General features: G+C 65.2%; 13 protein-coding genes and 1 pseudogene. 7 read left to right on the top strand and 7 right to left on the bottom strand.

Annotated features, from left to right (window positions below; translation table 11 throughout):
- Positions 1–328 precede the first annotated feature (328 nt).
- The 4 genes from FEF34_RS13300 to FEF34_RS41225 are packed head-to-tail and all read left to right on the top strand — an operon-like array spanning position 329 to position 3,035.
- On the top strand, positions 329–655 hold the full coding sequence (locus FEF34_RS13300; protein ID WP_138053383.1) for a transposase: 327 nt from the start codon (positions 329–331) through the stop codon (positions 653–655).
- Positions 538–1,431 carry an IS3 family transposase gene (locus FEF34_RS13295; protein ID WP_325063669.1) on the top strand — a complete coding sequence of 298 codons (894 nt, stop codon included), beginning with the start codon at positions 538–540 and terminating at the stop codon, positions 1,429–1,431. Before FEF34_RS13300 ends, FEF34_RS13295 begins: the two co-directional genes overlap by 118 nt.
- Positions 1,328–2,722 (top strand): IS30 family transposase, encoded by a 1,395-nt coding sequence (locus tag FEF34_RS13290; protein WP_138053381.1) that lies wholly within the window; start codon positions 1,328–1,330, stop codon positions 2,720–2,722. Before FEF34_RS13295 ends, FEF34_RS13290 begins: the two co-directional genes overlap by 104 nt.
- The gene (locus FEF34_RS41225; RefSeq protein ID WP_407698275.1) at positions 2,706–3,035 is read left to right on the top strand and encodes an integrase core domain-containing protein; all 330 of its coding nucleotides are present in this window, start codon (positions 2,706–2,708) and stop codon (positions 3,033–3,035) included. Before FEF34_RS13290 ends, FEF34_RS41225 begins: the two co-directional genes overlap by 17 nt.
- Positions 3,036–3,535: 500 nt before the next feature.
- Here the strand turns inward: FEF34_RS41225 and FEF34_RS13280 are convergent, their stop codons facing one another.
- The 6 genes from FEF34_RS13280 to FEF34_RS13255 all read right to left on the bottom strand — a co-directional run bounded on the left by FEF34_RS13280 (position 3,536) and on the right by FEF34_RS13255 (position 10,205).
- Positions 3,536–4,087: a hypothetical protein gene (locus tag FEF34_RS13280; protein WP_138053379.1), complete on the bottom strand. Its 552-nt coding sequence runs from the start codon at positions 4,085–4,087 to the stop codon at positions 3,536–3,538.
- Positions 4,088–4,116: 29 nt separating this feature from the next.
- The gene (locus FEF34_RS13275; RefSeq protein WP_138053378.1) at positions 4,117–6,285 is read right to left on the bottom strand and encodes a PPE domain-containing protein; all 2,169 of its coding nucleotides are present in this window, start codon (positions 6,283–6,285) and stop codon (positions 4,117–4,119) included.
- Positions 6,286–6,349: 64 nt separating this feature from the next.
- Entirely contained in the window at positions 6,350–6,775 is a 426-nt protein-coding gene (locus FEF34_RS13270) for a hypothetical protein (protein WP_138053377.1), read from the bottom strand.
- Positions 6,775–8,178 carry a type VII secretion-associated serine protease mycosin gene (mycP, locus tag FEF34_RS13265; RefSeq protein WP_407698274.1) on the bottom strand — a complete coding sequence of 468 codons (1,404 nt, stop codon included), beginning with the start codon at positions 8,176–8,178 and terminating at the stop codon, positions 6,775–6,777. The genes FEF34_RS13270 and mycP overlap by 1 nt, the downstream gene beginning before the upstream one ends.
- Before the next feature lie 318 nt (positions 8,179–8,496).
- Positions 8,497–9,693 carry a hypothetical protein gene (locus tag FEF34_RS13260; RefSeq protein WP_234042378.1) on the bottom strand — a complete coding sequence of 399 codons (1,197 nt, stop codon included), beginning with the start codon at positions 9,691–9,693 and terminating at the stop codon, positions 8,497–8,499.
- An 89-nt stretch (positions 9,694–9,782) separates the two neighbouring features.
- On the bottom strand, positions 9,783–10,205 hold the full coding sequence (locus FEF34_RS13255; protein WP_234042377.1) for a hypothetical protein: 423 nt from the start codon (positions 10,203–10,205) through the stop codon (positions 9,783–9,785).
- Positions 10,206–10,975: 770 nt separating this feature from the next.
- Here FEF34_RS13255 and FEF34_RS13250 point away from each other — a divergent pair.
- Both FEF34_RS13250 and FEF34_RS44205 read left to right on the top strand, forming a co-directional pair.
- The gene (locus FEF34_RS13250; RefSeq protein ID WP_138053376.1) at positions 10,976–12,400 is read left to right on the top strand and encodes a hypothetical protein; all 1,425 of its coding nucleotides are present in this window, start codon (positions 10,976–10,978) and stop codon (positions 12,398–12,400) included.
- A gap of 334 nt (positions 12,401–12,734) precedes the next feature.
- The gene (locus tag FEF34_RS44205; RefSeq protein ID WP_407698273.1) at positions 12,735–13,010 is read left to right on the top strand and encodes a DUF397 domain-containing protein; all 276 of its coding nucleotides are present in this window, start codon (positions 12,735–12,737) and stop codon (positions 13,008–13,010) included.
- 2 nt (positions 13,011–13,012) lie between these two features.
- Here FEF34_RS44205 and FEF34_RS13240 read toward each other — a convergent pair.
- Positions 13,013–14,010 (bottom strand): annotated as a pseudogene (locus tag FEF34_RS13240) (IS5 family transposase).
- A gap of 171 nt (positions 14,011–14,181) precedes the next feature.
- Here FEF34_RS13240 and FEF34_RS13235 point away from each other — a divergent pair.
- Entirely contained in the window at positions 14,182–15,354 is a 1,173-nt protein-coding gene (locus FEF34_RS13235; RefSeq protein WP_138057454.1) for an IS701 family transposase, read from the top strand.
- The last annotated feature ends 257 nt before the right edge of the window (positions 15,355–15,611 follow it).

Genomic DNA, 15,611 nt, shown 5'->3' with positions numbered 1-15,611 from the left:
CGAACGACGGTGGCTCTCGGCGTGATCTTCAACACCATGACGAAGAGAGCGCTTCTTATCGAGGACAATGCGGTATGCGCGCAAGTGATCCAACGGATGCAAGCGCACGGGCGCCCGTTCTTGGACTCCATCCCGACGTAGGCCCCATAGCCCGTCCCGGGGCTGGTCTCGAACTTTCGTGACGATCCGTCGGTGAAACCGGCGGACCATCTCTCGCAGAGGCAAGTGGCAGTCGAGACGTGCAAGCCGATGGCGACTATCGAGTCCGCATTGCCGATTGAACCGCCCCGGGAGAGGTGGAGACTCGATTCCGTGTAAGGATTGAGTCATGGCACGACCTTCCCGTTACCCGCTTGAGCTCCGCCGTCGTGCGGTGCGCATGGTCGCCGAGGTCCGCGGCGATCATCCGAACGAGACAGCCGCTCTGCAGGCGGTCGCGGACAGGCTCGGCATCGGGTCCCGCGAGACGCTGCGGAACTGGGTGAAGCAGCACGAGATCGACGCGGGGCAGCGTCCGGGGACGACGACGGAGGAGTCCTGGCAGCTCAAGGCGTTGAAGAAGGAGAACGCCGAGCTGAAGCGGGCCAACGAGATCCTGAAGGCGGCGGCGAGTTTCTTCGCGGCCGAGCTCGACCGGCCACACACACGCTCGTAGCGTTCATCGACGGGCACCGGGACCGCTTCGGCGGGGTCGAGCCGATCTGCAGGACGCTCACCGAGCACGACTGCAAGATCGCCCCTTCCACGTACTATGCCTGCAAGAAACGCCTCGAAACTCCCTCCGCCCGTTCCGTGCGCGACGAGGAACTCAAGGACCGGATCAGGGACGTCTACACGTCCAACTACCGTGTCTACGGTGCGAGGAAGATCTGGCGCGAACTGAACCGGCAGGGACATGCGGTGGCCCGCTGCACCGTCGAGCGCCTGATGCGCGAGCTCGGCATCCAGGGCGCGGTGCGCGGCAAGCGCGTCATCACCACGCGCCCCGGCGGACAGGCCGAGCGAGCCCCCGGCCTGGTCGACCGCGACTTCGTCGCCGTCGCCCCGAACCGCTGCTGGGTCGCGGACTTCACCCACGTGAAGACCTGGGCCGCTGTCGTCTACGTCGCTTTCGTCGTGGACACCTTCTCCCGCCGGATCGTCGGCTGGTCCGCGGCCACCGTGAAGGAGACGGTCTTCGTGCTCGACGCCCTGGAGATGGCGATCTGGCAACGCGACCGCGACCAACAGCCCGTCCAGTCAGGTGAGTTGATCCATCATTCGGATGCCGGGTCGCAAGGCGGATTCAATCGGTCGTCGCAACACCTCATGATCAGCGAGGTGTGGGATGGTTCGTCGTCAGCAGGGAGCCGATCGGGCGATACGGCCAAAGTTGAGGTCTCCGGGGCATCCGAAATTTCAGCGTCATATCGAAGCAGCGTTCTGGGATGAAATCGCCAAAGGTCTGCTCGCGGAGGAAGCGGCCGGGGTTATCCGCGTGGCGCCGGCGGTGGCCACGCGCTGGTTTCGGCAGCATAGAGGCATGCGACCGTTCGATCCGAAGCCGAATTCGGGCAGGTACCTGTCGTTCTCTGAGCGGGAGGAGATCGCGCTCCTCAACGCCCAAGGCATGGGCGTTCGTGAAATCGCTCGGCAAGTCGGCCGTGATCCGGGGACGATTTCCCGCGAGTTGCGGCGCAACGCGGCCACGAGGGGCGGGAAGCTCGATTACCGGGCCTCGGTCGCGCAATGGAAATCGGACATGGCCGCCCGCCGGCCGAAGACATCGAAGCTGGTCGCCAATCCGCGGTTGCACGCATACGTCCAGAAGCGGCTGTCCGGAGAGATCAGCACGCCTGACGGCAGGGCAATCGCAGGACCTGCGACAGCCACGTGGACGGGGCGGAACAAGCCGCACCGCAAGGACCGCGCGTGGGTGCAGGCGTGGAGTCCGGAGCAGATCGCGAACCGGATCAAGTTTGATTTCCCGCATGATGAGTCCATGCGCATCAGCCACGAGGCGATCTACCAGGCGCTCTACATTCAGGGCCGCGGGGCGCTGAAGCGAGAGCTGATCTTGTGCCTACGCACGGGCCGCGCACTGCGTGCCCCGCGCGCTCGTTCGCGCCGCAAGACCTGGGCGCACGTGACACCCGAAGCGCTGATCAGTGAACGACCTGCCGAAGTCGAGGACCGTGCCGTTCCTGGCCACTGGGAAGGCGACCTGATCATCGGGCTGGAGCGGTCCGCGATCGGCACTGTCGTCGAGCGGTCAACTCGATTCACGATGCTGGTTCACCTGCCGCGCGAGGAAGGCTACCGGCACAAGCAATCGGTCAAGAATGGTCCTGCGCTGGCCGGTTATGGGGCGATCACGATGAAGACCGCCCTCGCCAATACGATGTCGACGCTGCCCGAACAGCTCGCACGGTCTCTGACCTGGGACCGCGGCAAGGAGATGTCGGCCCATGCGCAATTCAGAGTCGAGACGGGCATTCCCGTGTTCTTCGCCGATCCGCATAGTCCGTGGCAGCGTGGCACGAACGAGAACACCAACGGGCTCTTGCGCCAGTACTTCCCGAAAGGCACCGATCTCTCGAGATGGTCCGCCGAGGAAATCGAGGCCGTCGCTCACACTCTCAACAGCAGACCCCGCAAGACGCTCGGTTGGAAGACACCCGCCGAGGCGTTCAACGAGCAGCTACAGTTGCTTCAACAAGCTGGTGTTGCAACGACCGGTTGAATCCGGTCAATACACGAGCTTCCGGCTCGCCGAGCACCTGGACGCCGCCGGCATCGCCGCCTCGATCGGATCGGTCGGCGACGCCTACGACAACGCCCTCATGGAGAGCACGATCGGCCTCTTCAAGACCGAGCTGATCAAACCCCGACGGCCATGGACGATGCTGTCCGACGTCGAGCTCGCCACCGCCGAGTACGTCGACTGGTACAACCACCGACGACTCGACGGTGAGATAGGCCACGTCCCACCCGTCGAATACGAAGCCAACTACTACACCGAACTCACGAAACCCCAGGTCACAACCACAACCTGAGATCTCTACCGAAGCCGGGGCGGTTCACGTCCTGGTGCTCCGCCACGAGAAGGAAGCTAACACCCCCCATTCTCAGCTGTTCTCCGGCCCGTGCCGAATCCCGCGCCGTCGTAGCGGACTCGCTCGGCTACCACGACAAGGCCACCACCCGGTGGCGCGATACGCCGCTGGCGACCACAGTCGGTCACCAGCTGGCTGGGTTCCCCGGGGAACTGGCGACAGTTGAATACGCGATCACACCAGTACCGAGGGCCAGGTAGCTACGTTTCATGATCCCTTACCTGCCAGGCCGCGTGCGGTGCTATTTCCACCATTCACGGTTCCGTCTATTTTGGAGATCGCACTTTGCGTTCTACCAGGTGAACAGGGCAACGCCCACTACGAGTGGGAAGCCCTGCGGTCAACGCGATAACACCGACTCGATCGGCTGATTGTGAACAATTGAGCCATTTCCGTTCTCGCGCCGCGCCGTCACTGCGCCGGAAACAGCTGTCGACGATTCACATGCACCAGATTTTGGTCAACTCTGGCACGTACCCGCGCAAGAATCTTTCGATATGCGCACGCCACTCTTCCATGTTCCCCGGTTCTTTGATCCCGTTTCCAGCGTGAATTTCTAGGGCCAGGTAGCCATACTTCCCTTCTTTGGTTTCTGGGAACTCGTACTGGCGCTGCCGAGGTTTAGGGGTACATTCCATCCAGGCGGCGGCGCCGTCATTGCCAACCGCCGCGCTCGTGACACCCTCACCCAGGGAAGGAATTCGTTTCAAGTTAGTGTATTTGTCGCCTGCCCTTTCCGCGATGTCGAGCTCTCCGCGCTGGCGAGAAATCGAAACTGCCAGATCGGGCCTTCGGTCAACTATTACGCCGCAGCTTCGACTTTCACCTGGCCTCGACAGGCTTTCACTGGAGTCCTCTCTGACCGATTTTCCGGGAGGAAGTAGCGGCTTCACGTTCGACGGCGCAACGCTAACGCCGCAGATTTTCCCCGGAATCGCGTAGTCATATTCGGGATTCTCGTCCGCGCAGCCAGCGAGGAACAGTGCAGCCATGCTAAGTGTCGTGACCTTGCGGTGTCGCATTATGATCCCTTGCCTGCCAGGCGGCGAGCGGCCGCGTTTCCGTTGTTGGCCGCATCGTCGATTGTCTCATTGGAGTCCCATAGATCCTCACGCTCTGCTGCCTGGGGATTTTCGTTCCGCCAGTGCTTGACCAGTTCTTCGAGTCGCCCCTCGCGGTCTGTGCCAGTGGCCATGTTCTCCCGCGCCTGCCCGCTGTCAATTCTCGCGATCTCTTCTTCGAGCCACTTGGCAGTAATGACGTCGACGCCACGCTGGGCCGCGTCGCCTGCGTGCGGGATAAAGTTCACAACGCCACCCCATGTGTGGTAATCCCACTTAGCTTCCCATGTGGCCTTACTCTTGGCGTCGTCCACGTCGACCTTAAGCCCCTGATATCGGGCCTCTTCGAGGAACCCGATTGTGCGCCCTGCTCTCTGCAAAGGCTGTTCATCTCCTCCCTTGCCCGAATTTATGTCGTGGACGATCTCGCGGTTAATGCTGTCCTGGAGTGTGCCGTAGGCAAACTGGTCACGGGAGATCTGTTTCGCCACCTCAAGCAATTGAGCCCGGTCCAGAGGGCTCTCTCCGGCGTTGTGCGCACTTGTTGCGGCGTGTACGTCGTCGCCGTAGTTGCCCATGGCCATCGCCATAGGCGTGCGCAGGCTCGGCGGGAAGTCGTTTCCCTCAGCGGAGAGATGCTTCAGGGCGTTCTCGAACACGCGGTTGTTCGCGTCGGTGTGCTGGACGTAGCCGCCGCCCGAGTTGTTCGGGTCGATGCCCGTCGTACCGGCCACCAGTGCCGCGCCGAGGCCGGCCCTGCCCTGTGCGTCCTCGATGTCCGAACTGCGAAGAGGGTCGCCCCAGTTGCTGTCGGGGTCGTGCGGGTTGCGCATGTAGGGATGCCCGTCGACAACATCCCAGTCCCGCTTCCGCGTCAGGTACTCCAGTCGGTCGTTGCCCTCCTTCTTGTCATCGTCCGGGTTGGGGTCGGCCTTGGGGTCGAGGAAGGCTGCAGATGCCTCGGGGTCCTTGCTCATGATCCCGAGAAGGCCGTCGAGGGGGTCGTTGGCGAACCATTCGTCCCGCGACGTGACGAACTTCTTGGGGAGGTCCCAGTTGTCGTTGCCCTCGTCAGCCTTCTCGGCGGCGATCAGATCGTCACCGAGGTCGTGCATGAATCGGTCAGAGTATCCTTCCCCGTGTTGCATCAAGGTGACGAGGGATTGGTACCCACGGACCTTCTCACCCTGCCACTCGTACCGTTTCATGCCGGCTTCCTTCATGCCGGACTGGAAGTCCTTGTAGAACTGGGACTTCGGATCCTGCGTAGCCGTGGCCAGCGCGTTGGCGAGCCCTCGCTCAGCTCCCAGGTGGTGCTGCTTGTTCCCCGTGTCCGACTCGTAGGCGAAGGTGTTGAGCTGGTTGGTTATCTTGATGGTTCCCTCTGGACCCAGGTGGTTGAGCACCGTCTGACTGAACTGCTTGTCGCCGGAGTTGTCGCGCATCAGTCGCGCCCACTCCTCCGGGTCGGCAGGCTTCTCTCCCGCCAGGATCTGGTCCGCGTACTTCTTGGCCTCGCGCGCCTCTACCAGTTCGATGTCGCCGACTGCGCCGGCGTTGAAGTCGTGTCCGGTGCCACGGGCGTTGTCAAACATTTCCTCGAAGAAGGTCTTGATACCGGCCGCGTCCCGAAGCGCCAGCTTGGCTCCTTGGTCTGCGTCATCGACCGCCTGGACGGCTGAAGCTACTGCAGCGGTCCAGCTGGCTTCGTGGATGGCGCGCGCAGCAGCGTCACCGAAGTTGCCGCCTTCTGTGCCTTTGGTCTTGCTTGTGTCGAGATGCGCCTGCCCTTTGGTGTCTATGTGTATGTCGGCTTCCTTTGCCGATTCCACCAGATTTCTTACGGCCTGTATTCGTTCGGTGAACTGTGCATGGATGTCCCGCAGAATATCTGCGATGGCTCGGGCCTCCACCGCAGCGGCGTCGAACTGCTTTCGCGTCGCGGTGAAGCGAGCTTTGGCGGCTTCTGCGCTCAGGCCGACCCATTCACCGTCCGAAGCAACGGCTTGAACACTGCTTCCATATGCTTCGCCCAGGTCCTCGAAGCCGTCGGCCATCTGGTCCCATGAGACGGCTGCAGTGGTCAGCGGGGTCAATCGAATGGTGATGACGTCCTGATAGGTGAGCATGCCTACTTCCTTGAGGTCTGGCGCTGGGCCCACGCTGCGTTCGCGAGCGCGTGAAAGGTCGAGGTCAGACGTTCCGGCGCGGATCCGGTGATAGCGGGTCGATCCGTGCGAGAGAGCTCTTCACGTCGTGGTCGACGTACTGGAAATCCCTCTTCGCCTTGCTCAGATCTGCCTGATCCCGCGCGAGGCGTGCCTTGAGACTCTTCACCTGCAGGGCCCATTCATCGTGCGCGTCCTTCAGGCCGGTTCCTGCCGCCCAGCCCGTGAACTCCCGCTCCGCCGCGTCGGTGGTCTCGTCGGCATGGATACCAGCCCTGTCCAGGGCGCGGAGCAGGACGTCCTCCAGGGCCTTGATCGCCCCCCGCTTGCCCTGCGCATTGGTCTTCAGGTCTGCCGTGGCAGCGGCACCACCCATGCTGTTCAGCGCCATGCGGCTGTCATGACGGTTCGCCACTTCGGCCTTGATCTGTTCCCACTCGTCCCAAGCCATCAGGTTCCCCCGTACTCGTTGCGGTCTGTGATGTGCGTCGGTTGCGCCAAATCATGACTTCGGGGCGCTATTGGCCCCTGTGCGTAATAGGGCTGATGTCCTCCGTACTGGGGCGGGACAGCGGCTATCGCGGATGCTGCACGGGTGCGGTGGCGGTTGCGGAGAGCCGCGATAGCGATGGCAGCGCCGAGTACGACGGCCGCACCGATGGCGGCCGCGATCCACAGGCCGGTCGCGCTGCTCTCGTCGTTGGATGCCGCGGGTGCGGCCGTAGACTGGCCGGCGCCTCCCATGGGGCCCGACGCCTCGGAGGCCTTCGAAGAAGGGGACTTGGCGTTCTCGTAGGCGAAGTCGGGTATGGGGTACTTGTCGGCGGGTCCGGGGTCGCCGGGGGTCGTCAGGGCGATGCGGGGGCGGATGACGCCGTATCCGACGACATCGTCGCGGCTGAGACCCTTGTCGTTGCCGCTGGCGGTCTGCATGAGCACACGGAGGACCTGGTTGTTGGTCCAGTTCGGGTGTTGGGACCAGATGAGGGCGGCGGAGGCGGAGGCGAGGGCGGTCGCTGGGCTGCTGCCTGTTCCTCCGCAGATCTGGGTGCCCTCCGGGCATGCGCGCACGATCTCCTTGCCAGGTGCGGCGAGGTCGACTTGCGGACCGAACTGGGAGTTCTCCAGTGGTTTCGCCTTCTGGTCGACGCCAGCCACCCCTACGACCCCCGGTGTCGCTGCTGGGTACTCGATGGCGTTCGTGAGGTTGCCGCTGTTGCCGACCGCGGCGAAGATGAGCTTGCCTTTGCCGATCGCGTACTTCACAGCAGCGGTCAGTTCCGAGGTGCCGACGTTCTTCTTCCCCGGGGTGTTCGCGCTCCCCATGGAGATGTTGATGACCTTGGCTTCGGAGTCCGCCGCAAACCGGATGGCTTTGGCCAGACTCTCCGAGTACCGGCGCCCCGAACTCTCCGTGCCGAAGCCGCCGGTGGCATAGGGCATCTTGATGGGGAGAATCTTGGTGCCGGGAGCCAGCCCGTGCGATCCGTTGGTCTGGCCCCGTGCTCCCGTCGCGGCGATCAGTGCGGCCATGCCGGTGCCGTGACCGGCCTGGTCCGTATGTTCATTGCCCTTCAGCCCTGAGAGGTCCATGCCGTCCTGGACCTGGCCGCGGAGGTCCGCCACGTTCTTGTCGACACCGGAATCGATGACGGCAACCGTGATACCACGTCCGGTGGTGGCTTCCCACATCTCCTCGGCGTGCATCGCGTCAAGGTGCCACTGCCTGTCCCGGATGGTCTCAGCGTGCGCCGGGACCGTGGCGATGCCGGCCAGCATCAGGCCCACGGCGGCCGACAGGGTGTGGCGGAGCCTGGCTGGTTGCCTGGCGCTGGTGTGCATCTCGTACCTCATGCGGATTCCCGGCATGATCAGTCGATTACCGGGGGGACAATTCGGCGGCCCTTCTGCTTCCAGGTCTTCTCGTCTTCGGCAAGGTAGTCGGGCCGGCTGCCGCCTCGCTCGTCACGACGATGTGAGGAACGGCTCTGACCTGGCGGTGGAACAGCCGTTCCGCCACGTCCAGCACCTGCGGCACCGTGCGAGCCCGCACCCGTAGGAGTGCCGGACACGAGTCCGGTGCCGCCTGGGGTGAAGGGGCGGGAGCCCTGTCGGTCGGCCTGCTGGGGGCTGCCCCCGACGATGCCGCCCGTCTCACTGGCGTAGCGGCGCTCACCGGGAGCAGGGCCCGGCCTTGCGCCTCCAGCTCCGGCACCGGCCGTGGGGTTGTACGCCATCGGCCCTCGGGTAGATGTTCCCTCGCCACCGATGACCGTGCCGCGCGGAATCCCTTGCACCGGGATTCCCGGGCTCGGGGGGGGCAGACCGCCCGCCGATGATGCCACTGTCGCGAGGTAAACGCCCTGCGCCACCGGAACCCGGCTGTCCCAGCCCAGGCAGAACCGGAGGCCGGACGCCACCAGCAGTCGGGCGCCCGTTCACCGGTGGCACGGGAGGCGCGGAAGGCTTGACCGTGCCACCGCCGAAGGCGGGAGGAACCACTCCCGGCGGCATGCCGCCTGCGTCAGGATGACCCCCCGGCGGCATGGTGCCCGTGGGCGTGGCTGGAGACGACGGCGGAGCCGCTGGCAAGGTCGCGAGACCGTCGATCTCCATGCTTACTGGGCGCTCGGGTGCTGCCGCGTTGGCCACAGTTCCGGGCTGTCCGGACTGCTGCAACGCGGTGCTTCCCGAATTCACGTACGAGGCAGCCGGATGCTCTGGAGGCGCTCCGGCGCCTCCTGTTCTGGCGCCATCCTGGCCCGCAAGATCTTCCTGTCCCCCTGGGTCACGCCAGGTGTTCGCTTCCAAGTACATCGCCGGCGGCGGAAACGTCGGCGGCGTCACCGCGTTCACCTGCTGCGCCGTGAACTCGTACGTCTGCGCCAGCTTCCGCAGCCGCTGAGCCGCCTCCCACCGCGCCGCGTCGATCCGGCCCTGCGCCGCAGCCGCGTCCGACGCGGCTCGCTTTGCCGTGCCGCCCGCGTCCGTGTCCATGTGATGGGACGGGTCCTCGGCGAACGCCTTCGCCTCTTGCGCCTTGCGAAGATCGGCCTGCGCATTGGTCGTCTCCGTGATCGGAGGCATCGCCGCCTTCGCCTCGGCGATGGCCTGCGAGATCTCCTCCATCCAGCGCGCCGCGCCCTTGCTGTACTCTCCCAGGCGCAGCGTCGCACTGGCCGTCTGGCCGCCCCAGTTGCGGAATGCGTCGCCGCCCTCGCCGTGCCAGGGTAGGTTCGTCACGTACTCCTTCAGGTCCTGGCCGATCTCCGTGATCGCCGAGGAGGCCAGGGCCAGCTTCGTCGCCAGGTTCGACGCACCGGTCGGGCTCGCCGACGCGAGCAGCGCCGCGAGCTGCTGGTGCGTCATCGCCTCGAAGTCCGTGCGCTGAAGCCGCGGCGCCTTGCCCCCCGTCCGCTCAGCCAATGTCCCGCCCCCTGTCCATGCCGCCGCGGGCATCAGAAGCCTGTTTCCTTGTCCTGTTCCTTCTTCGTAGGTGCGATCTCGACGAACGGGTCCCGCTCCCGGTCGTAGTACGACTCCACCTCGGCGTTGACCACCCTCATACGGGCGCGGATCTCCTCGTCGACGTTCTCATAGCCCACCTGGGACGAGTGAACAGCCAGGCCCATACCCTCGATCTGAGCCCCCAGCGCCTTGGACAGCTTCTCCAATTCGTCATGGACGAAGCTGTACGAGTCGAAGAGGAACTGAGCCTCGCCGAAGTCGCCGGACCCCAACTGCCCTCGGGACAAGCGGCCAACCCCCATCTTCCCCGGGGCTGCCTCGGAGCCGTCGAGCGCGACCAGCAGATCTTCAACCCTCTTCTTGAAGGTCTTCATCCTGTCGGCCTCGATCGCCAACGCTGCCTGCGGGTTCACCGCATAAAACGTATCGAACGACGTCCCTGTGTCCGGTGACGGCACTCCGTCTCCCCGGTGCGCCACAGTGGCCCCTCCCCGTTCACCCACGCACCAACAATCATTCCAAACCGGGAACAAGCCCTCCTTCGCAGCGACAACTGTGCCAAAGCGCAGGTCCTTTGCCCCAAGTTCTACGGCGCGACTGTGCCACAAGCGCGGGTCACCGCTGCGACGGGAACGTCCTCCCTCCTGGTGGACTGGTCGCTGCAGATGGCGGCCAAGTTCTCCTGGCAGAGATCAACCCGTGAACTATGCCAGGTTGGCCATCCATGAGTAAACTCCTGAGCGGTGTGCTCGTGAAGTTGCAGGTCACGGGTCTGGTGTGCGGGGGGTTGCCGTGCTTGCGCTGGTCGGCGACCGGTGTCCTCGGTGTAGATCGTCTGGCTGGGCGGCTGGTGTGGTCCTCGGGTTCTGCTGTGCCTGTCGTGAGTGCCCGCTCCAGTTCGCACAGGAGTAAATGGGCTTCGACACGAGCGGGCTCAACTCGGGGCCTGTCATGGTGTCCGCCTCGGTCGGCGTACTGTTGAACTTCTCCCTCTACTCGGCTACGACGCTGTTTCGGCCATTCATATCCAGTGAGGACGCGGGGGTAACTCCCACCTGCTGCTGCCTGTTTGCTACTGGGGCGGTGGGCCGACGCAGAGCGAATCCGGCCAGGGCTGCCGACCGGGCCTCGGGTGGTTGGTACCGTCGGCCGATGCTTGATCGTCGGGGAGGGGCAGCGAGACATGCGGGCGGCGAGAACGATGGCCGGGGCCGTGCTGGCGGCAGCCGTGGTGACTGGCTGCAGCGGTTCGGACAGCGCGGGCACGAAGGGTGAGGGCGGCGGACCTGATGCGACGTCCGCGGCGAAGCCCCTGGTCAAGTTGAGTGTGCCGTCGGCCTACGACGGGGCCAAAGGATGGGATGAGTCCCTCGTCTGGGTGCCCGAATCCGTGGGGACGCTGCCCGTCGCGGTGGTACCGCGCTCGGAGACGGTCGCCATGATGTACGCGGCTCCTGGCGGCTACACGGTGAAGGTCAGGACGGCGGACGGCGGTCAGGTCCGCTGGGCTTCTGCTCCGTGGAACCCTCCGACGCCGGTGGAGGGTGCGGAGGGCAATCCCGAGAGTGGCGAGTCCGCGGAGATCCCCGATGTGACGGGTGTGGAGCAGGACGGCCGTGCTTATGTGGTCGCGTACGCACATGGCATGCGCGGCAAGGACGACCTGCACGAGGGCACAGAGGTGGTACGGCTGGCGGTGTATCCCGCGGATGCTTCGGGCTCGTCGGTGAAGCCGCTTCGGGAGATTGACGTGCCGGTGTCGGCTGACCCGGGCGAGGTACGGGTGCGGGCAGAGGGCGGGCGGCTGCTGGTCGCATGGGGTGAGGACGGCATGTACCCGCGCTGGTCGCATGCGGTGGACGTGGCGACCGGCGCGGTCACCCCGTACAAGGACTCCGAGAATCTGCTGCCCCAGTGCGACGAGGTGGTGGCCTGCCCCAACAGCCGCGTCATGGCGGCCAGTGAGGTTGGTCCACTGGTGGCTATGGGCAGGGGAGGCTTCGGCGTGCCGGGCCGCTGGTTCAGTGACGACGTCCGCCCCGACGGCGTCGACGCACGGTCCGGCCTGCTTGGTACCTGGAACGGCGACGTGTACGGCGTAGGGGACGGCCGTCTTCTCGCCCGGTGGAGCAGGGGCGGAAAGTACGGGGCGGACGTCGACCCAGTCTGGTCGGTGCACGACCTGCGTACGGGCAGGATCCAGGCCCGACTGGAATGCGGATATGACGGAGCACAGCAGTTCGATGCGGCCCGTGACTATCCAGTGGTCACCTCGCCCTCGGGCCGCTATCTGGCCGCCGGTCCCGTCGCCTTCGACCTGGAACGGAAGAAGGGGATCTGCCTGGACAGTGACGGCAACCGCAAGACCATCGTGCTCGGCTCGATCCGCGACGACGGCACGGCATACGGGGCGGTCCAAGAAGACTCGGCCACCAGCGACATCGAACCGGTTGTCGCCCAGCTCGACCTCACCACCGGTACCGGCGAGCCGAAAGTCCTCGGCGCGGGCATCGACATCCCTCAATACACCAGTGTGAACGGCTCGGGCCTCTTCGCCACCCGCGACGAGGACAAGAACGTACGGATCTCACTGCGCCGTGAGCGCTGACGCGACCTCATTTCGACGGATATCGAGTCCGGCGATCGGGGGCCCGGCGGGCCCATCCACGACAATCTCCTCGGGTGGGAAAACCCAGCGTCCCTGCGGCGTGAGCATGGTCAGCGCTGGTTACGCGGCCCTCGACGCCGGGCCCAACGAAGATCGGTAGCCGATCCGGGCCGCTTCCGAATGGGCCGGCATAGTTTCCGCCCCTATGCTGGAACCACGCTGGATCGCGCCCCGCGATGGGCGATCGCCGCAAGTGACAGCGATGGCGTTGATGCTCCGCTTCAACGTTCAGTGACCGCTTTGGCATCGACGCGGCGATCTGGCAAAGGCGCAGGTGAAAAGGGGTCGCTCCGATCGAGGGCTGACCCCTTTGGCGTACCCCGTGCTGGATCACCTGACGCCTCGCCACCTGTCGTCACCCCTGGTTATCCGCACCGGTGCTGGATCGGTGCTGGATCCATCTGACGACCCGTCATCGTGCGGCGGTACGAGCGACTGTGTCGAGGTCGCAGGACTTGGGCCTTACACCGCGATCCGTGATTCGCAGGACCGACGGCGGCCGCCCGTCGTGCTGACGCGCACGCCTGCCTTAGGGCGTGTTCTGAGTTGAGATCACGGGAGGGCTGGCAGGCTGCGTAACCAGAGGATGGATCCGCGCAAGTGGAGCCCGGCGGCATAGCTCTCGGGCGTCTTGTCGTAGCGAGTGGCCAGCCCCCGCCATTCCTTGAACTTGTTGATGGCGCGCTCGACGGTGTTGCGATCTTTGTAGAGCGCGGCGTCGTGGCTGACCGGGCGTCCGCCGGAGCGTCCCTTCTTCTTGCGGTTGGCGGCCTGGTCGGCCTTCTCCGGGATCACCGCCTTAATGTTGCGTCTGCGCAGGTGGGCGCGGTTGGCGCGGGAGGAGTACGCCTTGTCGCCAGCGACCGCGTCCGGCCGGGTCCTGGGGCGGCCGACCGGGACACGCACCTTGATCTTCTTGAGGACCGGGATGAAGCGCGGACTGTCCGCGGCCTGGCCGGGGGTGAGGATGATGGACAGCGGGCGGCACCGCCGCTCGACGGCGAGGTGGACCTTGCTGGTCAGCCCGCCCCGGGAGCGGCCCAGTTCGGCGGCCCGCAGCCGGGCCCTGCGGCGTCGGCGCACGGCGCGGCGCTGTTCCCGCCCGGAGTCCTCCATGTCCGCGGGTTGCTCGCCTACGGGGTTGTTTTGTCCCTTTGCTGCAGCCCCTTTTCCTCCGCCACGGCCTTCTCCAGGTCCTCGAGGAGTTCCGGGGCGACGACCATGCCCGCCGCGTGGTGATGCGCGCGGGCAACAGTCGAGTCCACGCTGACCAGGCTGAGATCTACATCGTCGCGGGCCGCCGCCTCGGCGATCATCGCGTCCATGAGGGCCTGAAAGACCCCCTCACGCACCCACATCCGGAACCTGTCGTAGATCGTCGACCAGGAGCCGTAGCTCTCCGGCACATCTCGCCAGGGGCAGCCGGTGCGGAACCGCCACATCACCGCGTTGAAGTAGCTGCGCAGGTCAGGGATCGGTCCGAACGCACCCAGCGGCAGGTGCGGCTCGACCAACCCCCACTCGGCATCGGTCAGATCGCCACGAGTCACGCGACCGGTCTATCGCAACCGGCACCCTCCTGGAGCGGGAATGACCGAGCTCGTGATCTCAACCCAGAACACGCCCTAGTACTACAGGGCTAGATCTTGATCATGGGGTGATGGGAGGCTCTGCCTGTGGCCACGACACAGCCCCATGATCAAGATTCTTCGTCGGACGCAGTGAGCCCTGCCGATTTAGCCGTCTGGGACCGCGAGTTCGCCGCGCTGGGTGAGCGGATAACCCCCCTGTTCTACCGCCCGGAATCCCAAGGGCACGCCCTTCAGTACTTACGTGGGCTCCTCTCCCCGTTGCAGCGCAAGAACGGCTGGACCATGGCTGAGTTCGCCGGCGAGAAGGAGCCCAAAGCACTCCAGCGGTTCTTGAACCTCACCCCGTGGAGCGCGGCTCTGATGCGGGACCTGGTCTGCGACTACGCCATGGAACGCTTCGCGGATCCCCGGGGCGTGCTGATCGCCGACCCCACCGGCTTCGCGAAGAAGGGCACCAAATCCGCCGGGGTCCAGCGGCAGTATTCCGGCACCCTCGGACGTGTCGACAATTGCCAGATCGGGTCGTTCCTGGCCTACGCCAACCGTCGTGGCGACCGTGTACTGATCGACCGGGAGCTCTACCTGCCCAAGGATTCCTGGGCCGTCGACTTCGAACGCCGCCGGGAGGCGGGGATCCCGGACGAGGTGGTCTTCCGCACCCGTCCGCAGCAGGTCCAGGCCATGATCGAGCGCGCCGTGGCGGCCGGGGTGCCGTTTTCGTGGTTCGTTGCGGACGAGGAGTTCGGCCAGAACAGGATTCTGCGCAGGTATCTGGAAGCAGAGGACATTGCCTACTGCATGGCCGTTCCGAAATCTACCGACGTGAACACCGCGGGCATCTCCACCAACCCCGACACTCCGACCCGGTTGGACAACCTGGCATCACACCTGCGGCCGGGGGACTTCTCCCGGCGTGCCTGCGGGATCGGAGCCAAAGGGTTCCGCACCTACGACTGGGCGGTAATCGCCGGGCGGGACGGGCGCCAGTACGTAGTACGCCGCTCCATCGCGGATGGGGAGCTCGCCTACTTCCACTGCTACAACCCGCGCGGGGAATCACTGTCGGAACTGGTGGCGGTCATAGGACTGCGCTGGCCGGTCGAGGAGTGTTTCGAGGCGGCCAAGCAGCAGGCCGGGCTGGACAACTACCAGGTACGCAAATACGACGCCTGGTATCGCCATATCACCCTGTCCATGCTGGCGTTGGCGTTCCTGGCCGCGATGGCCCGAACCCCGCAAAAGGGGGCTCTTCGAACCTGGGCGGCGGGCGCGGGCCGCGAACGCGGCGGCTCGCGGCCCTGACCGTCGCCGAGGTCCGGCGCCTGTTCAACCTGATCGGCCTGACTCGCATCGCCATTGACCAGGGACTTCGCTGGTCGATCTGGCGGCGCGCGCATCAAGCGGAGGCGCGACGGCACCATTTCAGAAGGCGGCTACAGCTTCAGATGATCAAGATCTAGCCCTGTAGTACTAGTGTTCATGCGGGCCGTGACCCTGTCCTGAGGCTCGCAGGGTGGGTCGGGTCGGTCGGGCAGGTGTGGACGTGCATCTGGCCGCGG

The organism is Streptomyces marianii (assembly GCF_005795905.1).
Classification (GTDB): Bacteria; Actinomycetota; Actinomycetes; order Streptomycetales; family Streptomycetaceae; genus Streptomyces; species Streptomyces marianii.
This window is presented reverse-complemented; position numbering and strand designations above follow the sequence as displayed.